The sequence below is a fragment of the Shewanella sp. S1-58-MNA-CIBAN-0166 genome, assembly GCF_040310085.1.
Lineage (GTDB): Bacteria > Pseudomonadota > Gammaproteobacteria > Enterobacterales > Shewanellaceae > Shewanella.
Window position 1 is genome coordinate 1 of record NZ_JBEOPN010000038.1, and the last position, 24,937, is coordinate 24,937.

The following is a 24,937-nucleotide window of genomic DNA, read 5'->3' on the forward strand; positions in this document are numbered from 1 at the left end:
CATCAAGCTGTTTTCTTTCTGAGCTGAACATTGCTTTAACAAATGCTTCTACGCTAGTAAAACCTGACTCACTATAATTAAAGCCCATAATTTGAAAGCGCCCCCATGAAGTCGACTTCAAAGCCTCTGTAGTATCTAAACTCATGGCAATTTCAAGCCTTGCGTACTCTTGGGAGCCACCGGTATATAAGCTTCGATTCCAGGTTCTGCTGGATACAGATGGATTACTCAGATCATATTTGTGATTTGTCAAACGAGCAAAAATATGGGCTTCAAATAAGATTTTTGGCTTTCCGTTTGAGAAAAAAGCATCACCAGAAGACTCTACGTCAGCAACAGCTTTAACAGCAGCAACTTTACAACCAAGTTGATTTGCAATATCTAGATAATCAGAATCTGATATTTTTTGAATTTCGCTAGATGCGACAGGCAACTTAAAGTGAGCTTTGCTTGAGACAGCTATTATCTTTTCATTTAGCTTTCGATGAGTTCGACCATTTACGTCAATTTTGCCATCTGGACGTACCATGTTGAGTACTTTACTTTGAAATAGCTTTATCGCTGCAACAGTTTTAGCGCTTTCAGGCCTAGAGCCTAAACGGCCATCAACAATTAATGATTTTGTAGGAGGAATCAATTTAAGTAATTTATTTAATGCCGTTTGTACAGCTTTTACATCGTTTCCATTGTTAGCGCCACACAGCCCGACAGCTTGAGTTATTTTTATTGATGACATCGTATTATCCTTGTCTTTTTATATAACCTTTTTGAAGTACACAGGCAATAAAGTTAATTTTATAAATAAGCACTACTAATGTATTAAAAAATTGATTTTTGTAGATCTACCTCTGTACCAAATAGAACGATCAACGTTGTATTAATATCCAACTAGGATGGTTGGCAATCTTAATTCAATTTAACCCTTATCCTAAATTATTTAAATTTGAAATTATCCATTTATAAAAAATTAAGCTATCAACTGGCTGTTCCTTATGAGGAGCCACGGCAAAATCATAATTGAGGCAAAATAGTAGTTCATCTCTGGTAAAATGACATTGGTCATGATTTTTAAAGCAACCCCTAACCTGTTCCCATAAATTCATTGCACTATCAAAGTAGTTATCTTGCCATTTCTGCCTAAATTTAGCGGTTGGATTATTTTCAAGAGTGAACACGGACAACTCATGTCGAGTTAACGTTTTTGCATCTGGATAGTAGTTCCCGTTATATGCTAGCACTAAATCTGCTGCAATCATTGGGTGAGCAGGGATATCTCTAACATCAAGCAGATTAGCAACTAAAGCATGTTCAAAACTCCAATACCCAATGTAATAATCAGTATATTCAAACTCACAATCGCAATCATGATTATCATACCAATCAGCTTCAGTTAAACTACTGTACCATTGGTTAACGAACTGCGAGAGTAATGCTGGCTGCTCCAAGATGTCCACACTAAAAGCATCTAGTAAGGGTTGATAAATATCAGGATAGTAAAGAGAATTTGAAACGGCACGATTAGCATCCCCTAAGCGAATAGCAATATTATCTAATAATGCATCTTTCCCCTGCTCACCAATCTCGGCTAATGCTGATTGAATATGGTCACTCGACGCTTTACTGACAACAAGCAATGAAAGCCACCATAATGCATAAACATAACGATTAATATTAGACGAACCACAAGCCTCATTAGCACCTCCTAATAGCTCAAAGTCTCTGCGATAGAATTGATGCGGCGGAGGTAGTTTATCCAGCATGCGAGTCAACTGTTGGCGGTACGGTAATATGGCGAGGACATAAGGCGCAAGATCGTCAATGGAGGTGCCATAAGAGTAATGAGTAATGGCACGCATTATTGCTAGTTGAAAAAGTTGTTGAGCCACATCAACTCGCTCGGTGGGAGAGGTAAAATCTCCATTATCTAATCCATCTTGTGTAAGCTGCATTTCACTCTCAAACTCAGCGACCAACTCTTCAAAATAATGAATATTTCGACGTCTATCCCTAGCAACCATTAACTTACTCTCCATTCCAGTGCACTAAGTCTTTTGGGTAATAAGGATGATTAAGATAAATGGTGTCATCAATATTGTATAGTTTGGTTACCAATGCAGCCTCCCAGCACCAATAACCTATATAAGCATCTGTACTCATCAAGTGATAATCTGGACTTCCCTCTAGCTTATACCAAACGTCTAGATAATCTTTTAATAATTCAGGACGCTGCTCAGGTTCACTTTCAATAACATTATAAAGTTTACTAAAGCGCTTTTTAAAAAGTAATTCTTTAGATATTGTACGCTCAACATCACCCATTTCAACTGCAATTTTATCTAATAATGAGTCAATACCTTGATTAGCAATTAAAGCTAACATATGTAGGTAATACTCCTTCCCCATATCCAAACAGTAAGCAAAACTTAGCCATTTCAGGAATTCTTCTAAGTAATCTTCTCGAATTTCTTCCCAACCTATACGCTCAGCTTGTTCATTGTCAGGTAATGCATCAGCATAATTTTTTTGCCATTGACGATACTCTAACGCTTTGAGTAGGTCAGGCTTAAGTGATGAGAGTTCATCACCACGTGAATATTTTTGATGTAATAAATACATAGAATCACTGACTAGCCTAAAGGCGTTTTTCATTTTAACATCATCAGTAAACGTACCAAATGATTCAATTTTTCTTACTTTTTTACTAATAGATTTCGTTCTAAACTCAACTCTATCATTATAATAAACTACTGTTTTTAAAGAATCTCGTAACATTTCTACTCTCTTATAGTCAAATTTCTTTACCAGTGATTTTAGCGTTTCGGTCTAATGCTTTAACCACTAAACTGTTATCTTCTTTATTGCGAACCAACAATTTTTGTACTGTTCCATCATTATCAGCTAAACCATCAAGTATAAGCTCTCTCTCTTCTTCATTTAACCCAGATTTTTCAAGCCTTTTTTCGGTAATCCAGCTATCACACATCTGCTTACCGTCCCTAGTTCTCCCCAAACGAGCTTTTCCATATTTAGCTTCGGTAATCACAATATCAGGTTTGGGATTCGGGTTTCCATAAATACCATCTATACCCGTTTGCCCTGGCTCATATTTACCATTAGTGTTGCCTAGTGGTTTGTAGCCCTTTTCAAGCATTAATTGGTGCGCATTATACTCACCCACTGCCGCTTTTTTGTCATTTAAGCGGGGAAACTCAATAACATCATCAATACCTATTCTTTTAGGTTTCGGTTTTTCATTGGTGACAACAATATATCCACCGGATTCTTTACCTAATACTGAGCCATTGAATCTAAAATCTGAAAGCACACTTGCATCAGGACTTTGTGCTAATAACTCACCAACAGTGGCTTGTTTAAGCTCAACCCCTTCATCAAAATAACCTTGGCTTTCACGTAACTTAGTAAGCTCTTCAAGATTGGCATGAGAAGCGGCAAATAATGCATAATATGCATCAGGTTTAAACTTATACTCCATCGCTTTAGATATATCAAAATAGGGTGATTCATGAGGTGTCATTGGAGTTTTAAGTATAGGGCTTTCATATCTGACCAACACGGTCTCTCTAGATATATACTCTACTATCTTCCCCATAGCACCAATTACAGGAATGCCCTCTTTACAACTCAGCCCAAATGGATCTACCCAATTCACTGGATTCGGTGCATATTGATAATGGTTTATGCCGCCTATCAATCCTATTGGGTCTTGATGAATAAATCGCGCTTGTTGAGGGCTGTAATACCTAAAGCGATTGTAGTGTAACTCTGATTCGTCATCAAAGTATTGCCCTTGAAAACGGATTGGGTTAGTAATTTTGTCTTGCTTGGCTGCATCATAAACATCAACATGCTCATTATCCCCACCGTCAAAATCTACGCTTTCAATTGTTTGACCGAACACGTCTTGCTGGCTGCGCCAGACAATTTTGGTGTTTTCATCAGTCAAGCAAATCGGTGTGCCGAGTTGGTCTAGGTGATAATAATAAATCTGCCCTGCTTTAATCAATGCGACGGGAATAAAAGTGTCGGGCTGATAAATATACCAGCTGTATTCACCTAAAGTGCATTCGCCAATCAGCTGATGATTATCCCAAATAAAGTCAGTGCGACCAAGCTCAGTGATTTTTGCGCTGCGACGGCCTAATGCATCATATTCGTATTGGGTCAGCTTGCCATTAACGTTGATTTGCACCAGTTGGTTTAAGCCATTAAAGCTACGCTGTTGTTTGTCACCCCTACCCATTTGGCTGATTTGGTTGCCACTGGCGTCATAACGGTAATCGATGCCAGCCATGCTCATTAAGCGGTCGTTGTTAACCACCAAATCATTAAGGTTTTTATTGGGCTTTATTGCATCGGATGACAAAGCCGATGAAACTGAGTGTTGAATTTTTTCTGCACGCTCAGTATCAACTGTTGAACTGTTCACACTGGTATCAACACGGTTATCGTTTTCACGTAGAGAATGAATAGGATTACCAAATCCATCCCATTGGTATTGTTGCTGAACACTGGTTTTGTTGCCAGTAGGGTTATCCGATACACGAGTATGACTGTCACTGACGAGTTGGCTGATGTTGTTATAGCGAAATTGTTTAACATCGGGTGCGCGTTTGGTTTCAGGCCCTTGGCAGGATTCAACCTCACTGGTTGCGCCCTGCTCTGCTACTTCGCTATCACAGCGAAGTAATTGATGTTGTTTATCGTATTGATAATGTCTTGATGCAAACAGAGCTGACTCTGATGAGGCGAGCTCTGCTGATGCAAACTCTGGTGCTGCGTTATTTGAGCGAGCATGTCGCCATGTCTGCTCAATTAATCTTGAATAGCTATCATAGGCATGAGTGAGTTCAAGTTGATTACCCTGTATCGTTTTGTGCAATAAACCCGATGGCAGATAATGATAATCCGCCAAAGGTATACGCTGCTTCGATGGGCTATTGTCTATAAAGTTATTGCCTGTAAAGCTAATGCCACTTAGTTGACTGTTTTTATTGTATTGATAGTCAATTTGTTGCCCGTCTGGCAACGTTAAGCCACTGCGGTTGCCCGAATCATCATATTGATAGTCAAGTTGCCACTGGCTTTGCAGTACACTATTTATACGCCCTTGAGCGTCAAGGTGTTGTTGCACTGTACGGTGTTGGTTATGGGCGCGGGTGATTTGCCCTATCGGGTTATATTGATAAAAGTTCTGAGTATTCAGTAATGCAGATGTGGCACTTGGCTCAAGTTTGACATGACTACTTTGCTGACAAATGCGCCCCATTGAATCACGTTTTAGCTCAACAAACCGAATATCACTGTCGTTCACGGCAACTAATTTGTCATTAGCGTCATATTGATAATGTTGCTCACGGCCATCAAAACCAATTAAGGTTTTAGGCTGCTCTGTTGCTGTATATTCAATACGGTACTGAGCACCATCGCTGCGTTCGATGCGGTTTAAGTTACGTTCTTTATCGTAAAAAAACTTCAGCCAACTACCATCGGCAAAGGTTTGTTGGCGCGGTTGAGCTAAACCGTCATAGTCGATAATGTTATCAATGTACTCACTATCGTTACTGAGTTCTTGCTCACCAGCAACATCAGCCTGTTGACGCTGGCGAATAATACGGCCGGCATCATTATATTGATAATAATGACTAATAGCTTCTTCAGAGTGATCTTGTTTGTCTTGTGGATAGGATTTACTTTCGACAATTTGGCCTTTGTTGTCACGAATAAATTCAGTGACCAAACCTTGCGGATTAATCGTGGCGTTAACTCGCCCCAGTCTGTCATGGCTAAAACGGGTTAACGCATCACCGACTTGCGTTGCCAACAATTCGCCATCGCGATCCCAATGGTAACGATGAATAACACCATTAACATCGACTTTCTGAGTTAACTGCCCAGCATCATTGTATTGAAATTGACTTTGACGGCCATCAAAACCACTCTCAGACAATAATCGACCTGTGGCATCGTAATGTCTTTTAGCCGTTCGTCCTATCGCATCTATGGTAACAATTCGTTGACCTAAGCGATTATATTCAAACCTTGTGGTACCACCGTCCGCTTGAATAACAGCCAGTAACTGCCCTTGCTCGTTATAGTTGTATTGTATTTTATTATCACACGCATCAACGGTAGCCACTTTGCGACCAACAGCATCATATTGATGACGTATCACACTGCCATTAGGCTTGTGATGCTCAGTCAAAAGCCCTTGTGCATTGTGAATAAAAGTCTCGCGATGACCTAAAGAGTCTGTACAACTGCTTTTTATACCGTTAACGAGTGCCGTATATTCAAAGTGATAATGATAAATATCATCATCACCCCATTGCTCAATACATTTAGCGCGCTGGTCTTGTCTGTCCCACGAAAAGTGATGACTAAAGCCTGATGCCCGAGTTCTGCGTTGTAATAGATAGGTGGTACTTTTAGGATTGTATTGATGATCACTGTCAGATGTTATGTCGGCTGACTTGACCTTAACATAACTGTAACGCTCTACTCGCCCATTACTATCTGTGGCGGCTATAAGTGCTTGAGCGTCATCATATTGATAACTGGCTAACAAATTTTGGTGAATTTGTTTGTTGCCTTCGTTATCTAACATGTACGAAGCGACTTTTAACAAATTGCTTTGTGCATTGTAAAATAACAATACGCCACGTTTTGGGCCTGTGGTGATTTGGGTTAAACGCCCTTGCTGATCATAATACAGCTGAAAATATTGGCCTTGATGATTACTAATGGTTTCAAGTTGCCAAACATCTTTACCTGCAACTTGTTTTTGTATAAATGCCCAGTGGCTGTCATCGGGCTTTATTAACACATGGCGGCCATCAGCTTGATGTACTAACGACCAACCTGTTGAAAGTTGGATACTGGTTTGCCCTCGTTTAACAGAGTCGAACACATGCACACGGCCTTCATCGTCGGTTAATTCAAACCAATATTTCCCGGGTTTTTTAGGCCCAACTTTCGCTGGCGCTTGATATTGATGATCCAGCTGCACACAAAAGTTATGTCGCCAGCCGTAACCCAAACCAACATTGCTAAGAATTTTGCTCGAACGATACAAACGACGCCACGTTAGCGGCATTAAGCCATTAAGCTCAAAATCGACTAACGGTAAAATTTCTTCGCCACTTAACATTGATACGGGATCGCTGCGGCACTCTTGCTTATCGATAGCCACTTCCGTCGGGGAATGATTCGCCACAGTCCCGGATTGAACTGACGCAGAAGTTTGTTTACCCTTATTGGTTTTGGGTGCTTTGGTATTGGTTGAACTCGCGCCTAGAGTGCCTGTTTCAGTTGAATGCTGAATTTGTTGTTTGGGTGTTTCACCATACACTCTGAGTAAATTGCGCTCAATAATGTCACAGAGTTTACGGGTAATATCTCTTGGATTTAAGCTAGCATTTACACCCGCATTCATCACTAGACTGCGCGCATAAATTAATGCATTACGATCACGAACTAAATGAGGCGAGATTTCATTAATTATCTCACTAACATTATTGTTTTGCTCAAACGTTAATAACTGGAATCCAGCTGGCGTTGACGCACTGGCAGGCACGATAACGATATAACGGTTATGACCTTTAAAATTGAAATTACTGACCGTCATGTTCGTTTATGCCTTCTCTATCCATGAGTACATTGCCAAACCAAGGTGAAGTTGTTGAGATACTTCCAGTTGTAAGCTTGTTCCAGTAGCATTTTGTTGTTGGTAACGGTTATAGATGTGCAGCAAATTATATAACCCCGCCACACAACCGATATCGCCTGTAAAATAACTAGATTGGGAAATTTGTGTCTCTTGATCGATTCTGCCGGCTAATTGCTCATAAGCATTAAGCCAGTTATCCGTTACAGCGGCATGGTTGCCGGGTAAATACAATTGAGCAAATACATCCAAGTCTTCAATCTGGCAGGCACGATTAAACAAAGCTTTTATTGTTTGGGTTTGTTGAACAGCACTACATGAATCTTGAAATAAATCCACTATTTCCATGCCTTCGTTTGCAACATTGATGCTGGCCATGATGACCGCTTCAGCAGGACAACGTCCTGTGTCTTGTTGTTGAGTAATCAGCTCTTGGTCACGGTTAAAATCCACAAGGTCGAAGAACAAGCTGTCTACGGCAATAAATATTGCACTTTTATTGTCGACAGGCATTGCCTTTAATGCGCTCAAAGCAGAAAAAATACCAGCACTGCCCATAGGAAAAAACCGGCTATTGGGATGCACAAAACAATGCGGAAAAAGTGCATGTAAACGAGTAACCCAATCAACAAGTTGTTGTTTTTCTAGGTGAGGTAAAATCCAAAAAATCGCTTGGTGAGAGTACGGTTGCCATTGAGTTTCATTTTGAATAGGTAATTTATGCAACATATCAATTAGGCGGTTTAATTGAGTGTCAGTAGCAAGCTCGTGCGCCATGACGGCTGCCACATGCTGACCATCGGATAATTGATAGCTGAAATCGACCCCTTCTGATAAAGGTAAATTAATTAACTGCTGTGGGTTTTCGTATGACCCTACGACCATATTAATGGCCTCTGCATGCATAATCATAAGGCCACTTTCACACGTTGTGGGCTGCAATTAACCACATTACTCAGCCGAAGCTTATGTAAAAAGGCAATACGCTGGTGCACGGGGCTTGAATGACTAATGATCTTATCAATACTGGTACCATTAACTTCAACACCATCAATCAATCTGACATCTGGCATTTTAAGCGCCAATAACATCCACCGATGTAATAATTTGGCACTGTAAAACTGTAGGTATTCACAACGTTCGACTTCATCTTCTTCAAACTGCCATTGATAAGGCACCGCTTGATCCAACTCTGGCCCTAAAATAGTTCGAAGTGCTCGAAAAGCCATTAATGTTTGACTAGGTTGCTGCATTGCTCGAGCTAAAAAAGGCACGAATTTACTAAAACCTGAATAACCCATTAACTCAATGACTCTTAGGGTTAAATCTGCATTCTCACTCATTAAATTAAATATTTGGCTCAATATTACTTCGTCTAACGAAGTAATAAACACTTCAAAAAGCGCACTATGGCAATAGTCTAATTGACAAAATACCCCATAGAGTTTTAACGGTTCGTTAATGTTGATCATCAACATTTCAATATACAAAGACGTCAGTGATGACCGAGAAATGTTGAGGGAGTCAATTCCGTCGGCACGCTTTAAACGTTTACCTCGATAGATGCAGAATAAGATGTATTGCTGGATTTGTTCAGGCGTTTTGTTGCTGGCTGTAAAATTAACTTTATCAAGATTAAGTTGGCTGACCATTAATGCAAATGCAGGGCTATAGTGGCCAACATCTATAATTGTACTGGCAAACAAAGCTTGAACGATACCTGATTGCTTAACTGGCTGAGCCTTATAGTGCAGTTGCAATAGTAAAGATAAGATCACCATTTTGTCTGTTGGGCAATAAAACACATCTGTTTCAAATGCATCGACAATTTCATCACAGGTGTTGGCAATAAGTAATGGCCATTCAGCATCTTTTCTTTGCTGGATCATCTTTAAAATGACCATTAGCGATTGAGTATTATCTTCAATATTTTTTGGCATACACTGAAACGACGACAACATGACATGTCGTTGTGCCAACAGAAGATTAAAACTATCAATCAAATTCATTTACCACAATCCTTGTTTATACTAGCCGATCATTACTGTTGGATTACCCACAATAATTTTTCCACCATGTGCGGTACCATCACCCATTCTGGCGGCTGGTTTTCCGTTAATCAGTACCGAACTCGACCCCGCATTAATGGTATCAGGCGGGCCGACACAAATTAACTTGTCACCTTTGCGCGCTGCAGGTAACGAACCAATAAGGACATTACCTGAGCCCATCACAATGGGACCACCAACATGTGGAACGGGACCGGGATTCATTTTCGGACAAAGATGCATACACGAAATGGTTGCTGCTGGCATTCCCATCAAATATTCCTTTATTTGTTGTAGCGCATTGATACCGGTGGCTTACTGGCTGTCTAACGGGATGACCAGCAAAGTACGCTGTTCAAACGACATCGCAAGAGTGCATATCATTGCAGCTTCAGCTTGTTGAACGGCTGCGTAAGTATCATTATGTAGATAACAGTAAACTTGGTTTAACAGTTCAGGAGAATTCTTCCAACTATGCCTATTAACCAAAAACTGCTCTCCAAATGTAGCACTGACCCAAAACGTCATATTGGGTGTATTAAGGAGTGGGTCATGTGGCTTATCAACCGGTTTGCAGATTAAATGTCGATAGCCAAATTGACAGACAATTTCATGGCCTCGACAAAATGGCCCTGCTAAACCGACTCCAGGATAACGAGATAATGACATGGCTAGTTCAACTTAATTTGAGCAGCTTTTAAGGCAATACTGGTACCATTAACCTTAACGTTTGTCCCTTTAATAGTAATGTTGGTGCCTTCGATAGATATCGAACCGTCGCTGCTCATTTTGATTGATGCACTGCCGGTTTTAATGACAATTTCATTACCCGCTTCAATATTAAGCACTTTACCGACTTTTAAGCTGTCATTATTGGCTATGTCTTCTAGTCGATCATTACCAATTTTAACGTTATCGTTATTAACGATGTCAGTGAAACGGTCGTTGCCGATAGTGTCTTTTTGATCATGTTTTACATTCAATAGATGATCTTTTTCTGCTTGGAGGAATAATAACTCTTTGCCTTTTTCATCATCAAAACGTAACTCGTTAAAATTGTCGGCTCCACCGTCTTTAGTGCTATGGGTTTTAATCCCAGACTGAGTTTTTTTAGCCGGTAATGCATAAGGAGGCATTAAGTCGGCGTTATAAACAGCACCGCTGATAATCGGTTGATCAGGGTCACCATTGATAAACTCAACTAACACCTCCTGGCCTACACGAGGGAAGAAGAATGCACCCCACTTGTTGCCAGCCCAGCTTTGAGCGACACGGATCCAACATGAACTTTTACTATTAAACTCGCCTTCACGATCCCAATGAAACTGTACTTTTACACGGCCAAATTTATCAATATGTTGTTCATCACCAGGTTCACCAGTCACTACCGCTGTTTGTACGCCATTAATTAATGGTTTACGTAAATGAAGCTGTGAGCGATAAGGAGTACTTTTAGGCACACATTCAAAATCATTTTGATAAACACTGCCAGACATTGATTGGCTTGTGCCTGACTGGTTAGGCTGAGTAGCCGACGTTCTCAGCGAGCTTAGAACAAAGCTCTTACCTTTATAACTCGCGTTTTCATGATCTTTGAAAGTAAAAAACTTACCCACCATAAAACTACGGCAATCGCCTTGGCCACTGCACTTATTCATGTCTTTTTGCAGGGCTTCAAGTTGATTATTGGCAAACGGTTGAGCGCGCTTGTTGAACTCAGACTCGCCTAAATAATCGTACACCTCAAGTGCACTTTGTTCAGGAAGATTTGCGTTAGTATGATTACCTGAAGGGTATAATTTAGGTTGTTCGTAGTCGTAACCTTTTTGAATAAAACCGCCGCTCACCATGCTCATGCCGCCTTGCCAATGAGACACGTGCGACTCGGCTAAATGACCTGAGAAACAACGAACCTTCTCTTCTGCACAAGGTTTGTAGGCGTTAATATCATCAGCAAGTACTAGGGTATGAGCACCAACACTATGCTCGAAGAAGAAGAAAATACCCTCTTGCTGTAATAAACGACAAACAAAATCGACATCTGATTCTAAATACTGCACACAGTATTCATACTGAGGGTATGTGTTGGTAGTTTTATTTTGAAATTCAACTTTATGTTGACCAAATAAGTCTTTAACAATATCAATGACTGACTTATTTTGAAAAATTCGACAATTACTGCGTTTTTTCATCAATGCCATCTGAGGCACTATAACAGCTTGATAATCTATATAATTCTGTGCATCGTCTGACGCTGCAGTCCGCATTCCAGCAGACTCAAGATGACTTACCACCCCATGAAAGTATCGAGCTGCACCATTACTTTCGGCATTACGTAAAGTAATACAAACATTTTTACCCACTAAACTGTCGAGACTAATCTGGGTGCCAACAGTGAACATGGAGACGCTGATTGAAAAAAGCTGAGAGATGGCTTCTGTGGCAGTAAAATGCGTTAGGTACAGAGTATCCTTACCTAATGGCGTTGTGATACTGATGATATTATTTTTTTGAGTGGCCTTAAGCATTCCTTGCCTCAGTCTTTAAGAGTAAAGATCTTGGGGAACAAGTTCCCCAAGATATAAGATCACAAACAGCTTACATTTGTTGACCTTTAACACCGCTGTAGCCATAACGTAGCGCTGCAGTAATGTTGTTTTTATCATCAGTTGGCGTAACAGCCATCATCATTTCAGTGTAGCTAATAGTGATTGTCTCTACAGGACGGTCACCATGAACTGAAACACTGTAGCTAGAGATCATTGCATCTGTTAATTCGATTTGCATGATTTCTTCGATTTTGTCACCTTGCTTAGTGATGTGGAAAACCGCTTTTTTACCTTTACCGATAGTCGCTTCTTTGAACAAGTCAGTAGAAGAATTATCTTGTAATTTAGTAATGGTCACATCACCTAAACGAGTTGAGCTAGCTTCACGGTCTTTTGCAGTACCAGTGAAAGAAGTGATCTCACGGCTAATATTCCAATCGACTGATAACACAGTAATCAGATCTTTGAATTCTTCAGCAGTGGTTTCGCCTTTAATCCCTTCATAATTTAAATATGTATTCGCTTGCATTATTAATGCTCCTTTTGCGTGGATGTCATCCATTAATGGACAGTTTTATAAGTTCAATAATCAAACTTAATATTTCAATTTATTAAAAATGCACTTACCAACAAATAATACTCAACTGCATTATCCATTTAAATATAGTGAGTCCTCATAATTAAGCCAACGGATTATATCAAAGGTTTTTTGATAATCAACTAATCGTTTATATAAATAAAAAAATACAACCAAGACTAATAATTTATACATTAATAATAACTACAAGACATTACAAAGGGTATATACTTTATTATATACCCCTCAAATATGATGTTATAAATAACCAAACTAATACTTACTAATTAGTTATTAATGTCACGATTTTATATTCATTTAAATTTTATAAATAAACTCATCGTTTACTACGTTTACTTTTACATTGGTTGTTTTCTTATTGTTAGCCATATTGTGTAATATTTTGATTGAAAGATCAGGCAACATCGTATTTTGTAAAATATTATGCACATTGCGAGCACCTGAACCGGCATCCTGACACATAGACACAATTTGGCTCACCACATCATCACTGTAAGTAAACTTAGCTTGATAATGCTCAGCTAAACGATTAGCAACTCGCTGTAATTGCAATTTAGTGATTTCATTGAGCATAGGTTGGGTCAGTGGAATATAAGGAATGACATTCAAACGGCCTAAAAATGCCGGTTTGAAATAACTCAATAAATCATCTTGAAGTGCTTTACGTAAACCTTTAATTGATGGGGCAATTTGTTCATCTTCAAATAAGCCCATCGTGGTTTCTGTACCAGCATTTGAGGTCATAATGATAATAGTATTTTTGAAATCTATATCGCGCCCCTCACCATCTTTAATGGTGCCTTTATCAAAAACTTGATAAAAAATATCTTGAACGCCTGGATGTGCCTTTTCCATTTCATCCAGCAAAATAACACTATAAGGTTTACGGCGAACGGCTTCAGTCAGCACTCCACCTTCACCATAGCCAACATAACCTGGAGGTGAACCTAAAAGTAATGAGACTTTATGTTCTTCTTTAAATTCGGACATGTTGATGACTGTCACATTGTCTTCACTGCCATAAACTTGCTCAGCCAATGTTAATGCCGTTTCTGTTTTACCGACACCGCTAGGGCCCGTCAGTAAAAACACACCAATGGGACGTTTTTCATCACCCAGCTGTGCACGGGATGTTTGCACTGTTTTGGCGATTAAATCCAAGGCATGATCTTGGCCGATAACGCGCTTGGCCATGGTGTCTTTTAAGTTCAAAATTGTTTTTATTTCATCATCCTGCATTTTACCTGCCGGAATGCCAGTCCAATCAGAAATGACTTCAGCAATCAATTGTTCATCAACTTGCCAATGCACCATAGGCTGTTTATTGGCTGACAATATTGCCTTAAACGCCGTTAACTCCGCTAACAAAGGTGCGGTATCTGTTTCTGATGCTTGAATCTGGCCAACTAATTCAGCAATTTTTTGAACGATAACTAATTCGTCCTGCCATTGTGTTGTCAAAGGAGCGAGTTCTTTTGAAAGCAATTTATGTTTTTTGGTTAACTCTGTAATCGACTTTTTATGATCTGAACCGGTTTTTTGCTCACGAGTAAGAATGCTAATTTGGGTGTCTAGTTGCTGAATTTGTCGTTGTAAGGATTCAACCATTCCAGGGGTAGAAGCTTGACTCATAGCGACACGCGCGCATGCAGTATCTAATAAACTTACCGCTTTATCTGGCAGTTGTCGGCCAGTAATATATCGATGAGATAAGTTAACTGCAGCACATAAAGCTTGGTCGGAAACAAGAATTTTATGATGCCCTTCCATTACAGGTAACAAGCCCCGCATCATTGCAATGGCTTGTTCAGGAGAAGGCTCTTCAATTTTAACCACTTGAAAACGACGAGTTAATGCGGCATCTTTTTCAAAGAACTTTTTATATTCTGCCCATGTTGTTGCCGCAATGGTACGTAACTCACCACGCGCTAATGCAGGTTTTAATAAATTTGCCGCGTCATTTTGTCCAGCTTGTCCGCCGCTGCCAATCATGGTGTGAGCTTCATCTATAAATAAAATAATAGGTTTAACAGACTGTTTTACTTCTTTAATTAAAGCTTTTAACCGATTCTCAAATTCCCCTTTCACTCCGGCTCCAGCTTGTAGTAAGGCTAAATCCAGTACGTGAATACGAACATATTGTAATGCTGTTGGAACTTCTTTTTGGGCAATTTTAAGCGCTAAACCTTCGACAACAGCGGTTTTACCGACACCGGCTTCACCCGTTAAAATAGGATTATTTTGACGGCGACGGGTTAAAATGTCGATCATCTGCCTAATTTCATTATCACGTCCGAGAATGGGATCTATTTTCCCCAGTTCAGCTTGCTCGGTTAAATTTTGGGTAAATTGGTCTAGATTTGGCGTTTTGCTCGGCGCTGATTGCATCGCCTGAGTTTCTTCAATATCGCTACTTGACACTTTATGCTCGGTAGATTGACGAGCAAGCTGAGGCCATGCATGTTTTAGCTGTGCTGGATCTATTTTAAGAAGCTGTTTTGCAGAGCGTGAAACCAAAGAGTTTAATGAATCGTCAGTCAGTAAGGTAAAAATCAGATAGGCAGTTCTTATCTCACTATCGTTGAATTCAATACTGGTATTTAACCAAGTTTGACGAAGCAAACTCACTATATGTGGAGACAAACTTGGCGCTGCACTGTTGCCTGTTTTAAACTTTTCTAATCCCTGACGGATATCACTAATCAGCTGATCTTTTTGTACTGAAAAACTGGCCATGATGATGTCTAAATCACCTGAACCATTTTCTAGCAACGCTAATAACCAATGCTCAATCTCAACGCTGAATTGGCTGCGGCTATGGCATACGCTGGCAGCGGTTTCTAAAGATTGTCGACATACTGGGTTAAGTTTTCCTACCAATTTACTTAAAGTCATCGCTGACATATTCATAGTCCTTTATTAATTAAATCATTAAGCTTTTTATTTGTTGTCCATTCTCTGCACGGCTCATTAGGCCACAACCTAACCCTAGTCCGATTGCGGACTTTGATAATTGAGCGGTAGGTGCATCTTGTTGTTTTATTTCTAGAAATATTTTGTATTTCACTGACTGGCCTAAATAGTTAGAAACCAGTTTTTTAAGTGATTGATAACTGGCTGTTCCAGGCATAAAAGCGTTAACCGATGCACCTTCCTTCGGCTTTATATGAATACTGACACTAGAATTAATATCCCATACCCGGCTGCCTATGCTGGCATCAACACCTAAACGGGCGTATTGCCCTTCTGGCATACTTCGACTCGCCATTCGGGTTTGCTCTGTTTTCGCTAAGGACTGCCAACGCCCTTGAAAAGATAAAATATGTACATTACAGCCAGTAAAATCATTTAACATTCTTCGTAATGACTCTGCACTCGGCGTTTTAGTGTGACAAAAACCTGCGTAATAACGGTTTAATGATTTGTTACCACTAAGCAAACTCAATACATGGGTAAAGCTGTCGGTAACGCCTGTTTCTGGCGATTGATAATTTGCCGAAAAACGATACTTTTCCCATGACCGATAGAATAGTGAGATAAGCCGATGGTTAAATAAATCATAAAAGTCACGCATCCCATTATCTTTAAGTCGCAAGCGCTCTAGTAGCAACTCGGTATAATGTGAAGGCAGTACACCACTGGGTCCGGTTAATCCCATAAATGAAATATGCATATCGGCGGCAACTTTATCAGTTTGACTTGTCGATGTAGACGCTACTTTGCTGATTGCTTGTCCTGGAAAACCAAGATGCTGATCAGACTTAAAACGTAACAACTCTTGACTGGGAATGGCGTCATAACCCACCTTATAACCTTGCTCTCGCCCTTGAGATAATTGTTGTTGAAACTGATAAACGGCTTGATAAAAGTCATATTCAGATGGCATATCGATTATCGCCTGCAACTGATTATTCATTACTTGCTGGGTCATAGCAGCGGCCTTTGTCCAGCTCGTGCTGGCCAGGTATAAGCTATCGAATTATGATCTTTAAAGCGCATACTCAAGCGGGTAAAACTATTGATTGCAGCAAATTGCGCAAAGAAGTGATCTAAAATAGTGCAAAAGAAAAACACGCCACTGCCAGAGTAATGGTCTTTAATAAAGGTAATTTCAATATGACTGCCACTGCAAAAGCTAATCCGGCCATGTTGGTTGACCCTAGCTGTGTCTGGGCTCACTTCAACAGAATGGATATTCTCTATTAAATTTTTATTTTCTGGCGAACACTTAAAATCGTATAATTTAAGGGTTTCTTTTAAGTTAGACAGTGCATCTTTGCCACTAAAACTATCAATAGATAAATGGGTGACTAACTGCCATCGCGAAGCATCACTCAGCGATGCACGCACAGGTAGCGTAGGCGCAAGCAAACATTTAACGTGCTTAATAATGTCGGCACGTTCAGGTACGAACATTTTGGGCTCATTAGTACCAAACGGAAGATGTGCCGGCAAATTACGGTTGCTGCATTGAGCGGTAATACTTAATATCCAAGCGCCATAGTCGTCTTCAGACTTAAATCCTTTAAAGTTATGATCGACTAACGATAAAAACGATTCAGTGCCTAATTCAGCATAACCACCAGACCAACTAGCAGATTCACGCCTAACATGCCAAAATAAATTATTATGACCTAAATATTGCGGATGTGATTCACCATAAAATGGGGTAACGTCTACCTTATTGTCCTTAGGATCATACGCAATAACATCTTCAATGCTGATAATTTCAGTCACTTCAGAGTCAGAATAACGGGCAGCCAATTTATATTCATACTGAGACGCATCGATGCTCACCGGTTCTAATTTTTGTTCAAACAAATTAATCACCGGCGTACAACCTAACAGAAAATGATTGGCACTAACTTGCTTCTCTAAATCCTGAGAGCCTTCCTTTAAATAAATATAAAGTGAAAACTTATTGTCGATCCCTTGCCAGCTGCCGTCTAAATCATCGATGTCAAAAAACAAGAATTTTTCTGGAAAAATAAAATTTTCCAATAATAATCGATAACCAGAACTGGTACGTTGACTGTAAGGTATCACTTGTTGTTCATCTTCAAAGCCAACCGCTTTTAAATGTCTTTTTGTTAAAAACTTACACACAGTTTGCTGCTCATTTACTAAAGCAAAACCTAGACTGTGTTCAAATAACAATTGATAAAGTTGAAACGTTTGATGATCTTGTCCATTCAAGAAAAAGCGTAATTTATCAACACCAAGACTTGGCATGCTAATTTCGTCAAATTCACAGGCGATATCAAGCTTAATAATAGCCTTAGCACGTTCTGGCCATTGTGGTTCTGGGGCATTAAACGGTGCATTTTGAAACTGGGCTTTCTGCACTTCAATTGGCCATAATTTCATGTCATATGACGTTTGAAAATGGCAGGTTTTCATCCCCTCCACCTGAGTGTCTACCTGAGTTGATCTGGGTAATAACACACCAGTCGTCGACAAGTTTTCAGTGGTGACTTTGATAACTGACATAGACGGTATTGGCGCTTGGTAATCGGGATATAACTGGCCTAATAACGCCTCGGTTAATTCAGGAAAACTATCATCAAGTTTTTGCCTAATTTGTGCTGTTAGCAAAGAGAATGCTTCAATTAATCGTGAAACATGAGGGTCTTCAACGTGTTCATCACTTAAGCGTAAACGCCCGGCAACTTTAGGATATTGCTCAGCAAATTCCGCTCCCATATGACGAATGAAAGCAAGCTCACGATTGTAATATTCCAATAATTCCTGATTCACAGAATTCCCTCATTAACTATCATCGCCAAGTGGACTGGCTCAACTTCAGAGTCAAACGAAATATATTCAGGCTCAGGTTCTGCATACAACAATGCATTGATTTTTAATCTTAAAACCCGGTCTAATGGTTGTTCATTATCGACTGTTTCAACCATCACTTCTAAAAATCTCGGTTCGAATCGTTTTATGGTATCGGCAACTTGTTTACATAAAAGCTGACGCCCGTCTAAGCTCGCGACTGGCATAGAAGAAAAGTCACGCAAACCATAATTCATCAAAGAATTATCAAGCTCAGTTAAATGTTCCGGCCACGTTTGCCACTGCAATTTAGCATTGAGTAGGTTTTCTAAATCGCGCCGAACATTAGACCTTAACTGACGTAGATTTAGACCACGATGGCTGTCTTTGACATCTTGCTCGTTTGGCGCATCATCAATCAATCTATCTAGAATTGACGCCATTATCGGTTGTTGGTTTTTGCTCAACACAGGGCCTACTGCAACACTGGAGTGGTAACTTTAGTAATTTGATTTAATGCAATAGCATTATCATCGACAAACCACATTTTTAAGCCCTTGCCAGCAACAACATTAGTTGCGATTTCATGCCAATCGGTTTCTCGTCCCAATTTTTGCGCATCAGTTTCACTGCCACCATAAATCATTGGAATATGCGCTTCTCCACTCGGTCCATTTTTAATGGCTAGATCAACCCGGCGCCAAACCATTTCCAGTAATGAGGTCACAGGTTTAAAGTTGATATAGTCAATTTCAGATAACTGCGCTAAATAGAAATTACCGTCAGTACCAAAAATTTCTATAAAACCACCTAAAGTGTCATCTAAATCACGAATTTCTTGATGAGTGATATCATTTAACACTAAGTTAACTTCGGGACGCAGAGTTTCAAGGCTGCTCGCACACTGAGTCACATCATCTTGAGCATCAACCATTGCTAAGCGTAATTTCATTAATGCTTCAACATGTGCATCGGACTCAGCAAAAAGTTGCGGCACTGCTTTGCCTGCCATAAAATCTTGTCGGGCTTGTTCAGCACGGATCAACTGACGTAAATTTGCTGCGCCAATTAAAAAGTCGGGATGCTTTTGCACTAAAAAGTTTAATTGTTTGTCTGCACGTTCAAGCTCACCATTAATACACAACAACTCAACATGTTGACCTTTTAAGTCAATATTCATCGGGTCGTCTTTTAACTGTGCCTCAACTAACTGAATTGCATCTTGTAGTTGGCCGCTCTGCAGCATTTGTTGAATTTGTTTCATTTGATACCTTTATCTTAATTTCTTGATGTCAGTTCAGTGACCAATTTAATACTGGACACCATCTGATCTAATTGAAAATGTGGTTGTAACTGAATAATCGAATAGAAATGCCCAGGCTTGCCGCGAATTTCTTTTACCTGTACTTGGGCACTTCGCAGTGGGTATTTACTTCTTACATCATCTGAAGACACATCTGAAGCGGTAGTGTATTTATGCAGCCACAACTGTAGCTCTCGCTGGCAAGCCTCTGCAGAATGAAGTGAGCCTATTTTTTCACGACCTAATACTTTGATGTAATGAGCAAAACGTGAAACACACAAAATGTACTGCAACATCGATGATAACTTTGCATTAATACTGTCTTCCAACAGTTCATATTTAGGTGGTTTCTGAACAGAAGCATTACTGTAAAAAACTAAATGCTCACAACCTAATACCGGAGATAAAGGAATAAAACCTTGGTCAGAAATAGACTTTTCCGCCCTATCACTGATTAATAAGTCCACCGATGGCTTCATGCGTTTCCGATACAAATCAGGCTCATATTGACTCACAGCAAGATCGCAAACTAATCCTTTCTTACGAGCCCCAGGCTCTAGCCCACGGATATGACCAAACCAGCCAGATTCACTAAATGCACGAATTAATACCCCACCGAATGCATAAGCAGCATTGCCCCATAAATGATCTTTTTTAGGGTTTTTAATTGATTCTTTAAACTTAAATCCTTCGCTACGGCTACCATCAATGAGATAAGGAGAACGCATAAGAATATTTGGCATTGTTAAGCCAATAAAGCGAGAATCGTCCATTTTACGTAACGAATTCCACTTAATGTACTCGTGTTGTTCAAAAATTTGGGCTATATTCATATGAGCAGATAAATCGGAAAAATCATCAGCACCGAACAATGAAGGACTGGCCGAGGTAATAAAGGGCGCAAAAGCGGCCGCGGCAGTGCGGGAGATTTCTTTTAAAATATCAATATCATTAGTAGATACACCTGGACGGCTTTTATGAGTGATTTGATAATCACCAATTAATGTGCCGAAGGGTTCGCCACCAGACATGTCGTATTCATTGTTATAAATCAGTTTAAAAAAATCGCTTTGATCAAACTCAATAGCCCGATTAATGTCTTTAGACAGGGTTGTCCAACAACAATCGAGCATTTTTACTTTCACTTTCTGGTCTTTATCATGTAAATCTTGCTGTTGAACAAGATAAAGTACTCCGCGCCAGCTGGCTTCTAACGCCTGAAATGCATCATGATGAATAATAGCGTTAAGCTGTTGTTCTAATTGTCTATCAATGCGATCAATGGCTTTAAGAAGGAAAGGTAAAACAGATGTTTTATCGAATTGCTCAAGCGAATGGCTTGAGTTTTCAAGCCACAGCAATAACGACCTAGTCGAGTCCGACTCTCGCAAGAACCGTTCGACTAGGTGTTTATTTTTTAGTGCCTGTGTCGTCGAAGATACTGGTTTGTTAACACCAGTATCTTCTTTGAAAATTTCACTTGTTACAAATGAAATGGTTTCATGCGGCATCGTTTGTTTCTATCCTTGAAAACAAATGAGGGTCACTGCATTAGCGCGTGATTATCCTACTTTAGGGATCTTCGCGACTAAACGTAAAGAGGCTGTAAGCTCTTCCATTTGTAACCAAGGACGTAACCATGCAACTGCATTGTATGAACCAGGTTGACCAGGGATCTCTTTAACTTCAACTTTTGCGTCTGCTAATGGGTACTTGGCGCGTATCTCTTGCCCACCACCTTCTGAAGCATTAACAAACGATAAAATCCAGCGATTTAACCAAGACTCGACATCTTCAGCTTCCATAAAGCTACCAATTTTGTCTCGAGCCATCACTTTAAGATAATGCGCAAAACGTGATGTTGCCATTAGGTAAGGTAAACGTGCAGAAATGGCCGCATTCGCGGTAGCATCATGGTTAGACATTATTTTAGGTTTTTGGCAAGATTGAGAACCAAAGAACACGGCATAATCAGTATGCTTATAATGACATAGTGGTAAGAAACCCAACTTACTTAATTCAGCTTCGCGGCGATCGGTAATGCCTATCTCTGTTGGACATTTTAAATCTGGATCACCGTCATCACTGGTAAATACATGAGCAGGTAATCCTTCAACCTTACCACCACCCTCGGCGCCACGGATTGCGGTACAGAAACCATATTTGCTAAATGCTTGTCCCATATTAGTTGCCATAACATACGCGGCATTCATCCAGCAATAGTCATCATGATCAGCGACTTTAGCACGGCCACTTTCTAAATCTAATTCGAATTCTTCATAGCAAAACTCTTCAACAGGTTTTGTTGCTTCACCATATGGAAGACGGGCAAGCACTCGTGGCATGGTTAATGTGACAAAACGAGAGTCATCACTGTCACGGAAAGAGCGCCATTGAGTGTATTCTAAAGATTCAAATACTTTTTCAAGATCGCGTGGTTTACTGAGTTCAGTCCACTCATCAAAACCAAATAAAGAAGAACCAGCAGCAGAAACAAATGGGCAGAAGCCAGCGGCTGCAACATTAGATATCAATGATAATGTTTCAACGTCTTCAGGATGATTACTAAACTCATAATCGCCGACTAAACAACCATAAGGCTCTCCGCCCGGGGTGCCAAATTCTGCTTCATAGATTTTTTTGAACATTTGACTCTGATCAAACTCAACTGCTTTACTCAAATCTTTGTGAAGTTCTTTTTTAGACAAACTCATGACACGAATTTTAAGCGTTTCATTTGTTTCAGAATTTTTCACTGTATGATGCAATCCACGCCAACTGCCTTCCAGTTTTTGCAGTTCTTCATTGTGCATGATGGCAGCTAATTGCTTAGAGATAATGTCGTCTAATCGAGTAATCGCCTTGTTAAAAGTCACTGTGAGGTTTTTATCCCACTGTACAGTGCCTTTCAAGGCTTCTTCCGTTAACGAACGAATAAGCTCTTCAGCACGCGAAGAATCGGTTTGCTTGGTTGCAAAAATTGCTTGCTCTAAAATAGAAACACTTTGTGCTTGTTCTTCAGATACAGCATCTAATGACGCGGCTTCCATGCTCATTATTCCGCTCCTTTGAGGTTAAGTTCACCAGCTAATTTATCTAGGCTAGTAGTGTTATTTAACACTTCTTCTAAGATATTTTCGAGATTCTCAGAACGATCAACTTTGGTCATCAAATCACGGAGTTTGTTACGAGTTTCCATTAATTTTTTTAATGGTTCAACCTGATTAACAATGGCAGCAGGCTCAAAGTCTTCGATGCTGCTAAATTGTAATGCAACCTTCATTTCAGTATCGTCACCGGCAAGCGTGTTAGGCACTGAAATGTTTAATTGGGGACTCATACGTTTTAATACATCATTGAAATTTTCACGATCGATTTGCACAAAACGGCGGTCTTTCAATGGTTTTAAATCTGCGGTGTTGTGTCCAGTAAAATCACCTGTAACACCGATAACAAAAGGCAGTTCTTTTTTTACAACTGTACCTTCAGTTTCGACATCATAGGTAATATGGACACGAGGTTTTCTTACTCGCTTTAATTTATCATGTACACTCATATGAACTCCTTTCAATAATATGTTGAGTAATCAACTACAGATTAATCTTCCGTTTTTATTCCAGATAACTTGAAGAAACCATTCCTTGCTTCACCATCTTGGATTAATTCTTGTAACAACTCAGGCAAACTGAGATCACTCCAACGTATAACTTGTTCAATGGCATAAGACATAGGCGAATGTGGTTCGGTACGTCTAAAAAAGTCCGCTATCGTTTCAAGATTATTAATGGCTTGTGCTCTCGAGTTAAGCTGCCCATCAACACCTGATGACGTTGTGCTGTGGTCATTAGGGTCGCTGTGTTGCTCTTTTTCGTTATGTTGTTCTTGTTCAAGGTTTGCTTTGTTTTTTGCAATAATGGGAGCCGTGATAGCGCTGATTTGTAGCGCACATGCTTCTAATGCCTTGCGAATGTAACTGGTAGGCTGTGGCTCACCGCTCATGGCAGCATCCATGGCAGCAGATAGTTTGCTAAAAGCAGCGATGGCATCTTGAACATCACGGTCTAATTCAATAAAGAAACTGTCAGAGGTTTCTCTTATGCTATGTTCGACATCTTCAAGTGACACTGAACCTGAATCAAAACGTTTTTCTTGTTTGTCTTTATCTAAACGACTGGTGTCTAAAGCTTGCTCATATTGCCAAGTAGAATAAATGACGCCACCATCAGTGATCGGAATCGTTCTGATTGGATGAATTAAAGAACCTTCGCTTTCGATACCGTTTAAACCAATAAGCGGCGCAATGCGCTCTGCCAAATCATTTGGTTCAGGTGTTGGGTAAATAGTGTCCCAATAGCGCTCAACGAGCTCTGTAGCTAGAGTGAAACCAAAACAAAGTCCTTTAAAACCATATAACCTGCAAGCTGCCTCTATAAACCAAGCTACATATTCAATATCTTTTGATTGTTGTTTTAAGATACCCGGAACTTGTTCGAAAATCGGTCGCCATTCAGCTGCAACGGACAATACATCTTCTTCGTCAGTTAGTGCTTTACGCTCTCTAGAACGTGCAATATTTCGCACATCTTTAAGTAGATAATAAGTTGATGTCGGACTTATATCTTCACGAGGATCAACTCCTGACTCCGCATCAATGGTAATGGGAAGAATTAATTCATCAATTGTTAAATTCTTTAGCTTACTCAATCTAATTCAATCCCTGAATAAAAACGATTAATTTATAATAATAAAAGTATAGAACTTCAAAAACAATACTTATTGCCCTTTAATAGAAGCAAAATACAATATAATGCCAATAACTAATTACAATGGATAATCACAATAAAACAAACACACCCCATGTGATTACACCCAATATAATTACATTTTAAAGAATGTTACAGCACATCTAAATACAACATTTATAATTAATGGCTATCGACAATTAAACTCATCAAACAAAAACACTTATATGAGTTTAAT

19 protein-coding genes are annotated in these 24,937 nt (G+C 39.7%); all 19 read right to left on the reverse strand.

Annotated elements, in window-relative coordinates:
- Nucleotides 1–736: N-acetylmuramidase domain-containing protein (locus tag AAEY99_RS18410; protein ID WP_351011524.1), on the reverse strand; the 736-nt coding region annotated here is incomplete at its 3' end.
- Nucleotides 737–923: 187 nt separating this feature from the next.
- Nucleotides 924–2,033 carry a PoNe immunity protein domain-containing protein gene (locus AAEY99_RS18415; protein WP_351011525.1) on the reverse strand — a complete coding sequence of 370 codons (1,110 nt, stop codon included), beginning with the start codon at nucleotides 2,031–2,033 and terminating at the stop codon, nucleotides 924–926.
- Nucleotides 2,023–2,772 carry a PoNe immunity protein domain-containing protein gene (locus AAEY99_RS18420; protein WP_351011527.1) on the reverse strand — a complete coding sequence of 250 codons (750 nt, stop codon included), beginning with the start codon at nucleotides 2,770–2,772 and terminating at the stop codon, nucleotides 2,023–2,025. The genes AAEY99_RS18415 and AAEY99_RS18420 overlap by 11 nt, the downstream gene beginning before the upstream one ends.
- Nucleotides 2,773–2,788: 16 nt before the next feature.
- Complete coding sequence (locus tag AAEY99_RS18425; RefSeq protein ID WP_351011529.1) at nucleotides 2,789–7,645, reverse strand: RHS repeat-associated core domain-containing protein; 4,857 nt, start codon at nucleotides 7,643–7,645, stop codon at nucleotides 2,789–2,791.
- A gap of 6 nt (nucleotides 7,646–7,651) precedes the next feature.
- Nucleotides 7,652–8,596, reverse strand: coding sequence for a hypothetical protein (locus AAEY99_RS18430; RefSeq protein WP_351011531.1), 945 nt, complete (start codon nucleotides 8,594–8,596; stop codon nucleotides 7,652–7,654).
- Nucleotides 8,593–9,693, reverse strand: coding sequence for a hypothetical protein (locus AAEY99_RS18435; protein ID WP_351011533.1), 1,101 nt, complete (start codon nucleotides 9,691–9,693; stop codon nucleotides 8,593–8,595). The genes AAEY99_RS18430 and AAEY99_RS18435 overlap by 4 nt, the downstream gene beginning before the upstream one ends.
- 21 nt (nucleotides 9,694–9,714) lie before the next feature.
- A complete protein-coding gene (locus tag AAEY99_RS18440) occupies nucleotides 9,715–10,005 on the reverse strand; it encodes a PAAR domain-containing protein (RefSeq protein WP_011637812.1) in 291 nt (96 codons plus the stop codon).
- A 42-nt stretch (nucleotides 10,006–10,047) separates the two neighbouring features.
- Complete coding sequence (locus AAEY99_RS18445) at nucleotides 10,048–10,401, reverse strand: hypothetical protein (RefSeq protein ID WP_101086882.1); 354 nt, start codon at nucleotides 10,399–10,401, stop codon at nucleotides 10,048–10,050.
- Nucleotides 10,402–10,403: 2 nt separating this feature from the next.
- Nucleotides 10,404–12,260, reverse strand: coding sequence for a type VI secretion system Vgr family protein (locus AAEY99_RS18450; protein WP_351011535.1), 1,857 nt, complete (start codon nucleotides 12,258–12,260; stop codon nucleotides 10,404–10,406).
- A 70-nt stretch (nucleotides 12,261–12,330) separates the two neighbouring features.
- On the reverse strand, nucleotides 12,331–12,810 hold the full coding sequence (locus AAEY99_RS18455) for an Hcp family type VI secretion system effector (RefSeq protein ID WP_101086880.1): 480 nt from the start codon (nucleotides 12,808–12,810) through the stop codon (nucleotides 12,331–12,333).
- A 366-nt stretch (nucleotides 12,811–13,176) separates the two neighbouring features.
- Nucleotides 13,177–15,783 (reverse strand): type VI secretion system ATPase TssH, encoded by a 2,607-nt coding sequence (gene tssH, locus AAEY99_RS18460; RefSeq protein ID WP_351011537.1) that lies wholly within the window; start codon nucleotides 15,781–15,783, stop codon nucleotides 13,177–13,179.
- 19 nt (nucleotides 15,784–15,802) lie between these two features.
- Nucleotides 15,803–16,810, reverse strand: coding sequence for a type VI secretion system baseplate subunit TssG (gene tssG, locus AAEY99_RS18465; RefSeq protein ID WP_351011538.1), 1,008 nt, complete (start codon nucleotides 16,808–16,810; stop codon nucleotides 15,803–15,805).
- A complete protein-coding gene (tssF, locus tag AAEY99_RS18470; protein ID WP_351011540.1) occupies nucleotides 16,807–18,636 on the reverse strand; it encodes a type VI secretion system baseplate subunit TssF in 1,830 nt (609 codons plus the stop codon). Before tssF ends, tssG begins: the two co-directional genes overlap by 4 nt.
- A complete protein-coding gene (tssE, locus tag AAEY99_RS18475; RefSeq protein ID WP_242445137.1) occupies nucleotides 18,633–19,121 on the reverse strand; it encodes a type VI secretion system baseplate subunit TssE in 489 nt (162 codons plus the stop codon). Before tssE ends, tssF begins: the two co-directional genes overlap by 4 nt.
- Nucleotides 19,122–19,129: 8 nt before the next feature.
- Nucleotides 19,130–19,918, reverse strand: coding sequence for a type VI secretion system accessory protein TagJ (locus AAEY99_RS18480; RefSeq protein WP_101086876.1), 789 nt, complete (start codon nucleotides 19,916–19,918; stop codon nucleotides 19,130–19,132).
- A 14-nt stretch (nucleotides 19,919–19,932) separates the two neighbouring features.
- Nucleotides 19,933–21,468 (reverse strand): type VI secretion system contractile sheath large subunit, encoded by a 1,536-nt coding sequence (tssC, locus tag AAEY99_RS18485; RefSeq protein ID WP_351011542.1) that lies wholly within the window; start codon nucleotides 21,466–21,468, stop codon nucleotides 19,933–19,935.
- Between the two features lie 51 nt (nucleotides 21,469–21,519).
- A complete protein-coding gene (gene tssC, locus AAEY99_RS18490; protein ID WP_011637822.1) occupies nucleotides 21,520–23,013 on the reverse strand; it encodes a type VI secretion system contractile sheath large subunit in 1,494 nt (497 codons plus the stop codon).
- On the reverse strand, nucleotides 23,013–23,513 hold the full coding sequence (tssB, locus tag AAEY99_RS18495; RefSeq protein ID WP_101086874.1) for a type VI secretion system contractile sheath small subunit: 501 nt from the start codon (nucleotides 23,511–23,513) through the stop codon (nucleotides 23,013–23,015). The genes tssC (AAEY99_RS18490) and tssB overlap by 1 nt, the downstream gene beginning before the upstream one ends.
- A 41-nt stretch (nucleotides 23,514–23,554) precedes the next feature.
- A complete protein-coding gene (gene tssA, locus AAEY99_RS18500; protein WP_101086873.1) occupies nucleotides 23,555–24,661 on the reverse strand; it encodes a type VI secretion system protein TssA in 1,107 nt (368 codons plus the stop codon).
- Nucleotides 24,662–24,937: the final 276 nt, after the last annotated feature.

Coding starts and splice junctions, on each gene's coding strand:
- AAEY99_RS18415 (WP_351011525.1), bottom strand. CDS start 2,033: ATGGAGAGTAAGTTAATGGTTGCTAGGGATAGACGTCGAAATATTCAT.
- AAEY99_RS18420 (WP_351011527.1), bottom strand. CDS start 2,772: ATGTTACGAGATTCTTTAAAAACAGTAGTTTATTATAATGATAGAGTT.
- AAEY99_RS18425 (WP_351011529.1), bottom strand. CDS start 7,645: ATGACGGTCAGTAATTTCAATTTTAAAGGTCATAACCGTTATATCGTT.
- AAEY99_RS18430 (WP_351011531.1), bottom strand. CDS start 8,596: ATGATTATGCATGCAGAGGCCATTAATATGGTCGTAGGGTCATACGAA.
- AAEY99_RS18435 (WP_351011533.1), bottom strand. CDS start 9,693: ATGAATTTGATTGATAGTTTTAATCTTCTGTTGGCACAACGACATGTC.
- AAEY99_RS18440 (WP_011637812.1), bottom strand. CDS start 10,005: ATGGGAATGCCAGCAGCAACCATTTCGTGTATGCATCTTTGTCCGAAA.
- AAEY99_RS18445 (WP_101086882.1), bottom strand. CDS start 10,401: ATGTCATTATCTCGTTATCCTGGAGTCGGTTTAGCAGGGCCATTTTGT.
- AAEY99_RS18450 (WP_351011535.1), bottom strand. CDS start 12,260: ATGCTTAAGGCCACTCAAAAAAATAATATCATCAGTATCACAACGCCA.
- AAEY99_RS18455 (WP_101086880.1), bottom strand. CDS start 12,810: ATGCAAGCGAATACATATTTAAATTATGAAGGGATTAAAGGCGAAACC.
- tssH (WP_351011537.1), bottom strand. CDS start 15,783: ATGTCAGCGATGACTTTAAGTAAATTGGTAGGAAAACTTAACCCAGTA.
- tssG (WP_351011538.1), bottom strand. CDS start 16,810: ATGACCCAGCAAGTAATGAATAATCAGTTGCAGGCGATAATCGATATG.
- AAEY99_RS18480 (WP_101086876.1), bottom strand. CDS start 19,918: ATGAAACAAATTCAACAAATGCTGCAGAGCGGCCAACTACAAGATGCA.
- tssC (WP_351011542.1), bottom strand. CDS start 21,468: ATGCCGCATGAAACCATTTCATTTGTAACAAGTGAAATTTTCAAAGAA.
- tssC (WP_011637822.1), bottom strand. CDS start 23,013: ATGAGCATGGAAGCCGCGTCATTAGATGCTGTATCTGAAGAACAAGCA.
- tssB (WP_101086874.1), bottom strand. CDS start 23,513: ATGAGTGTACATGATAAATTAAAGCGAGTAAGAAAACCTCGTGTCCAT.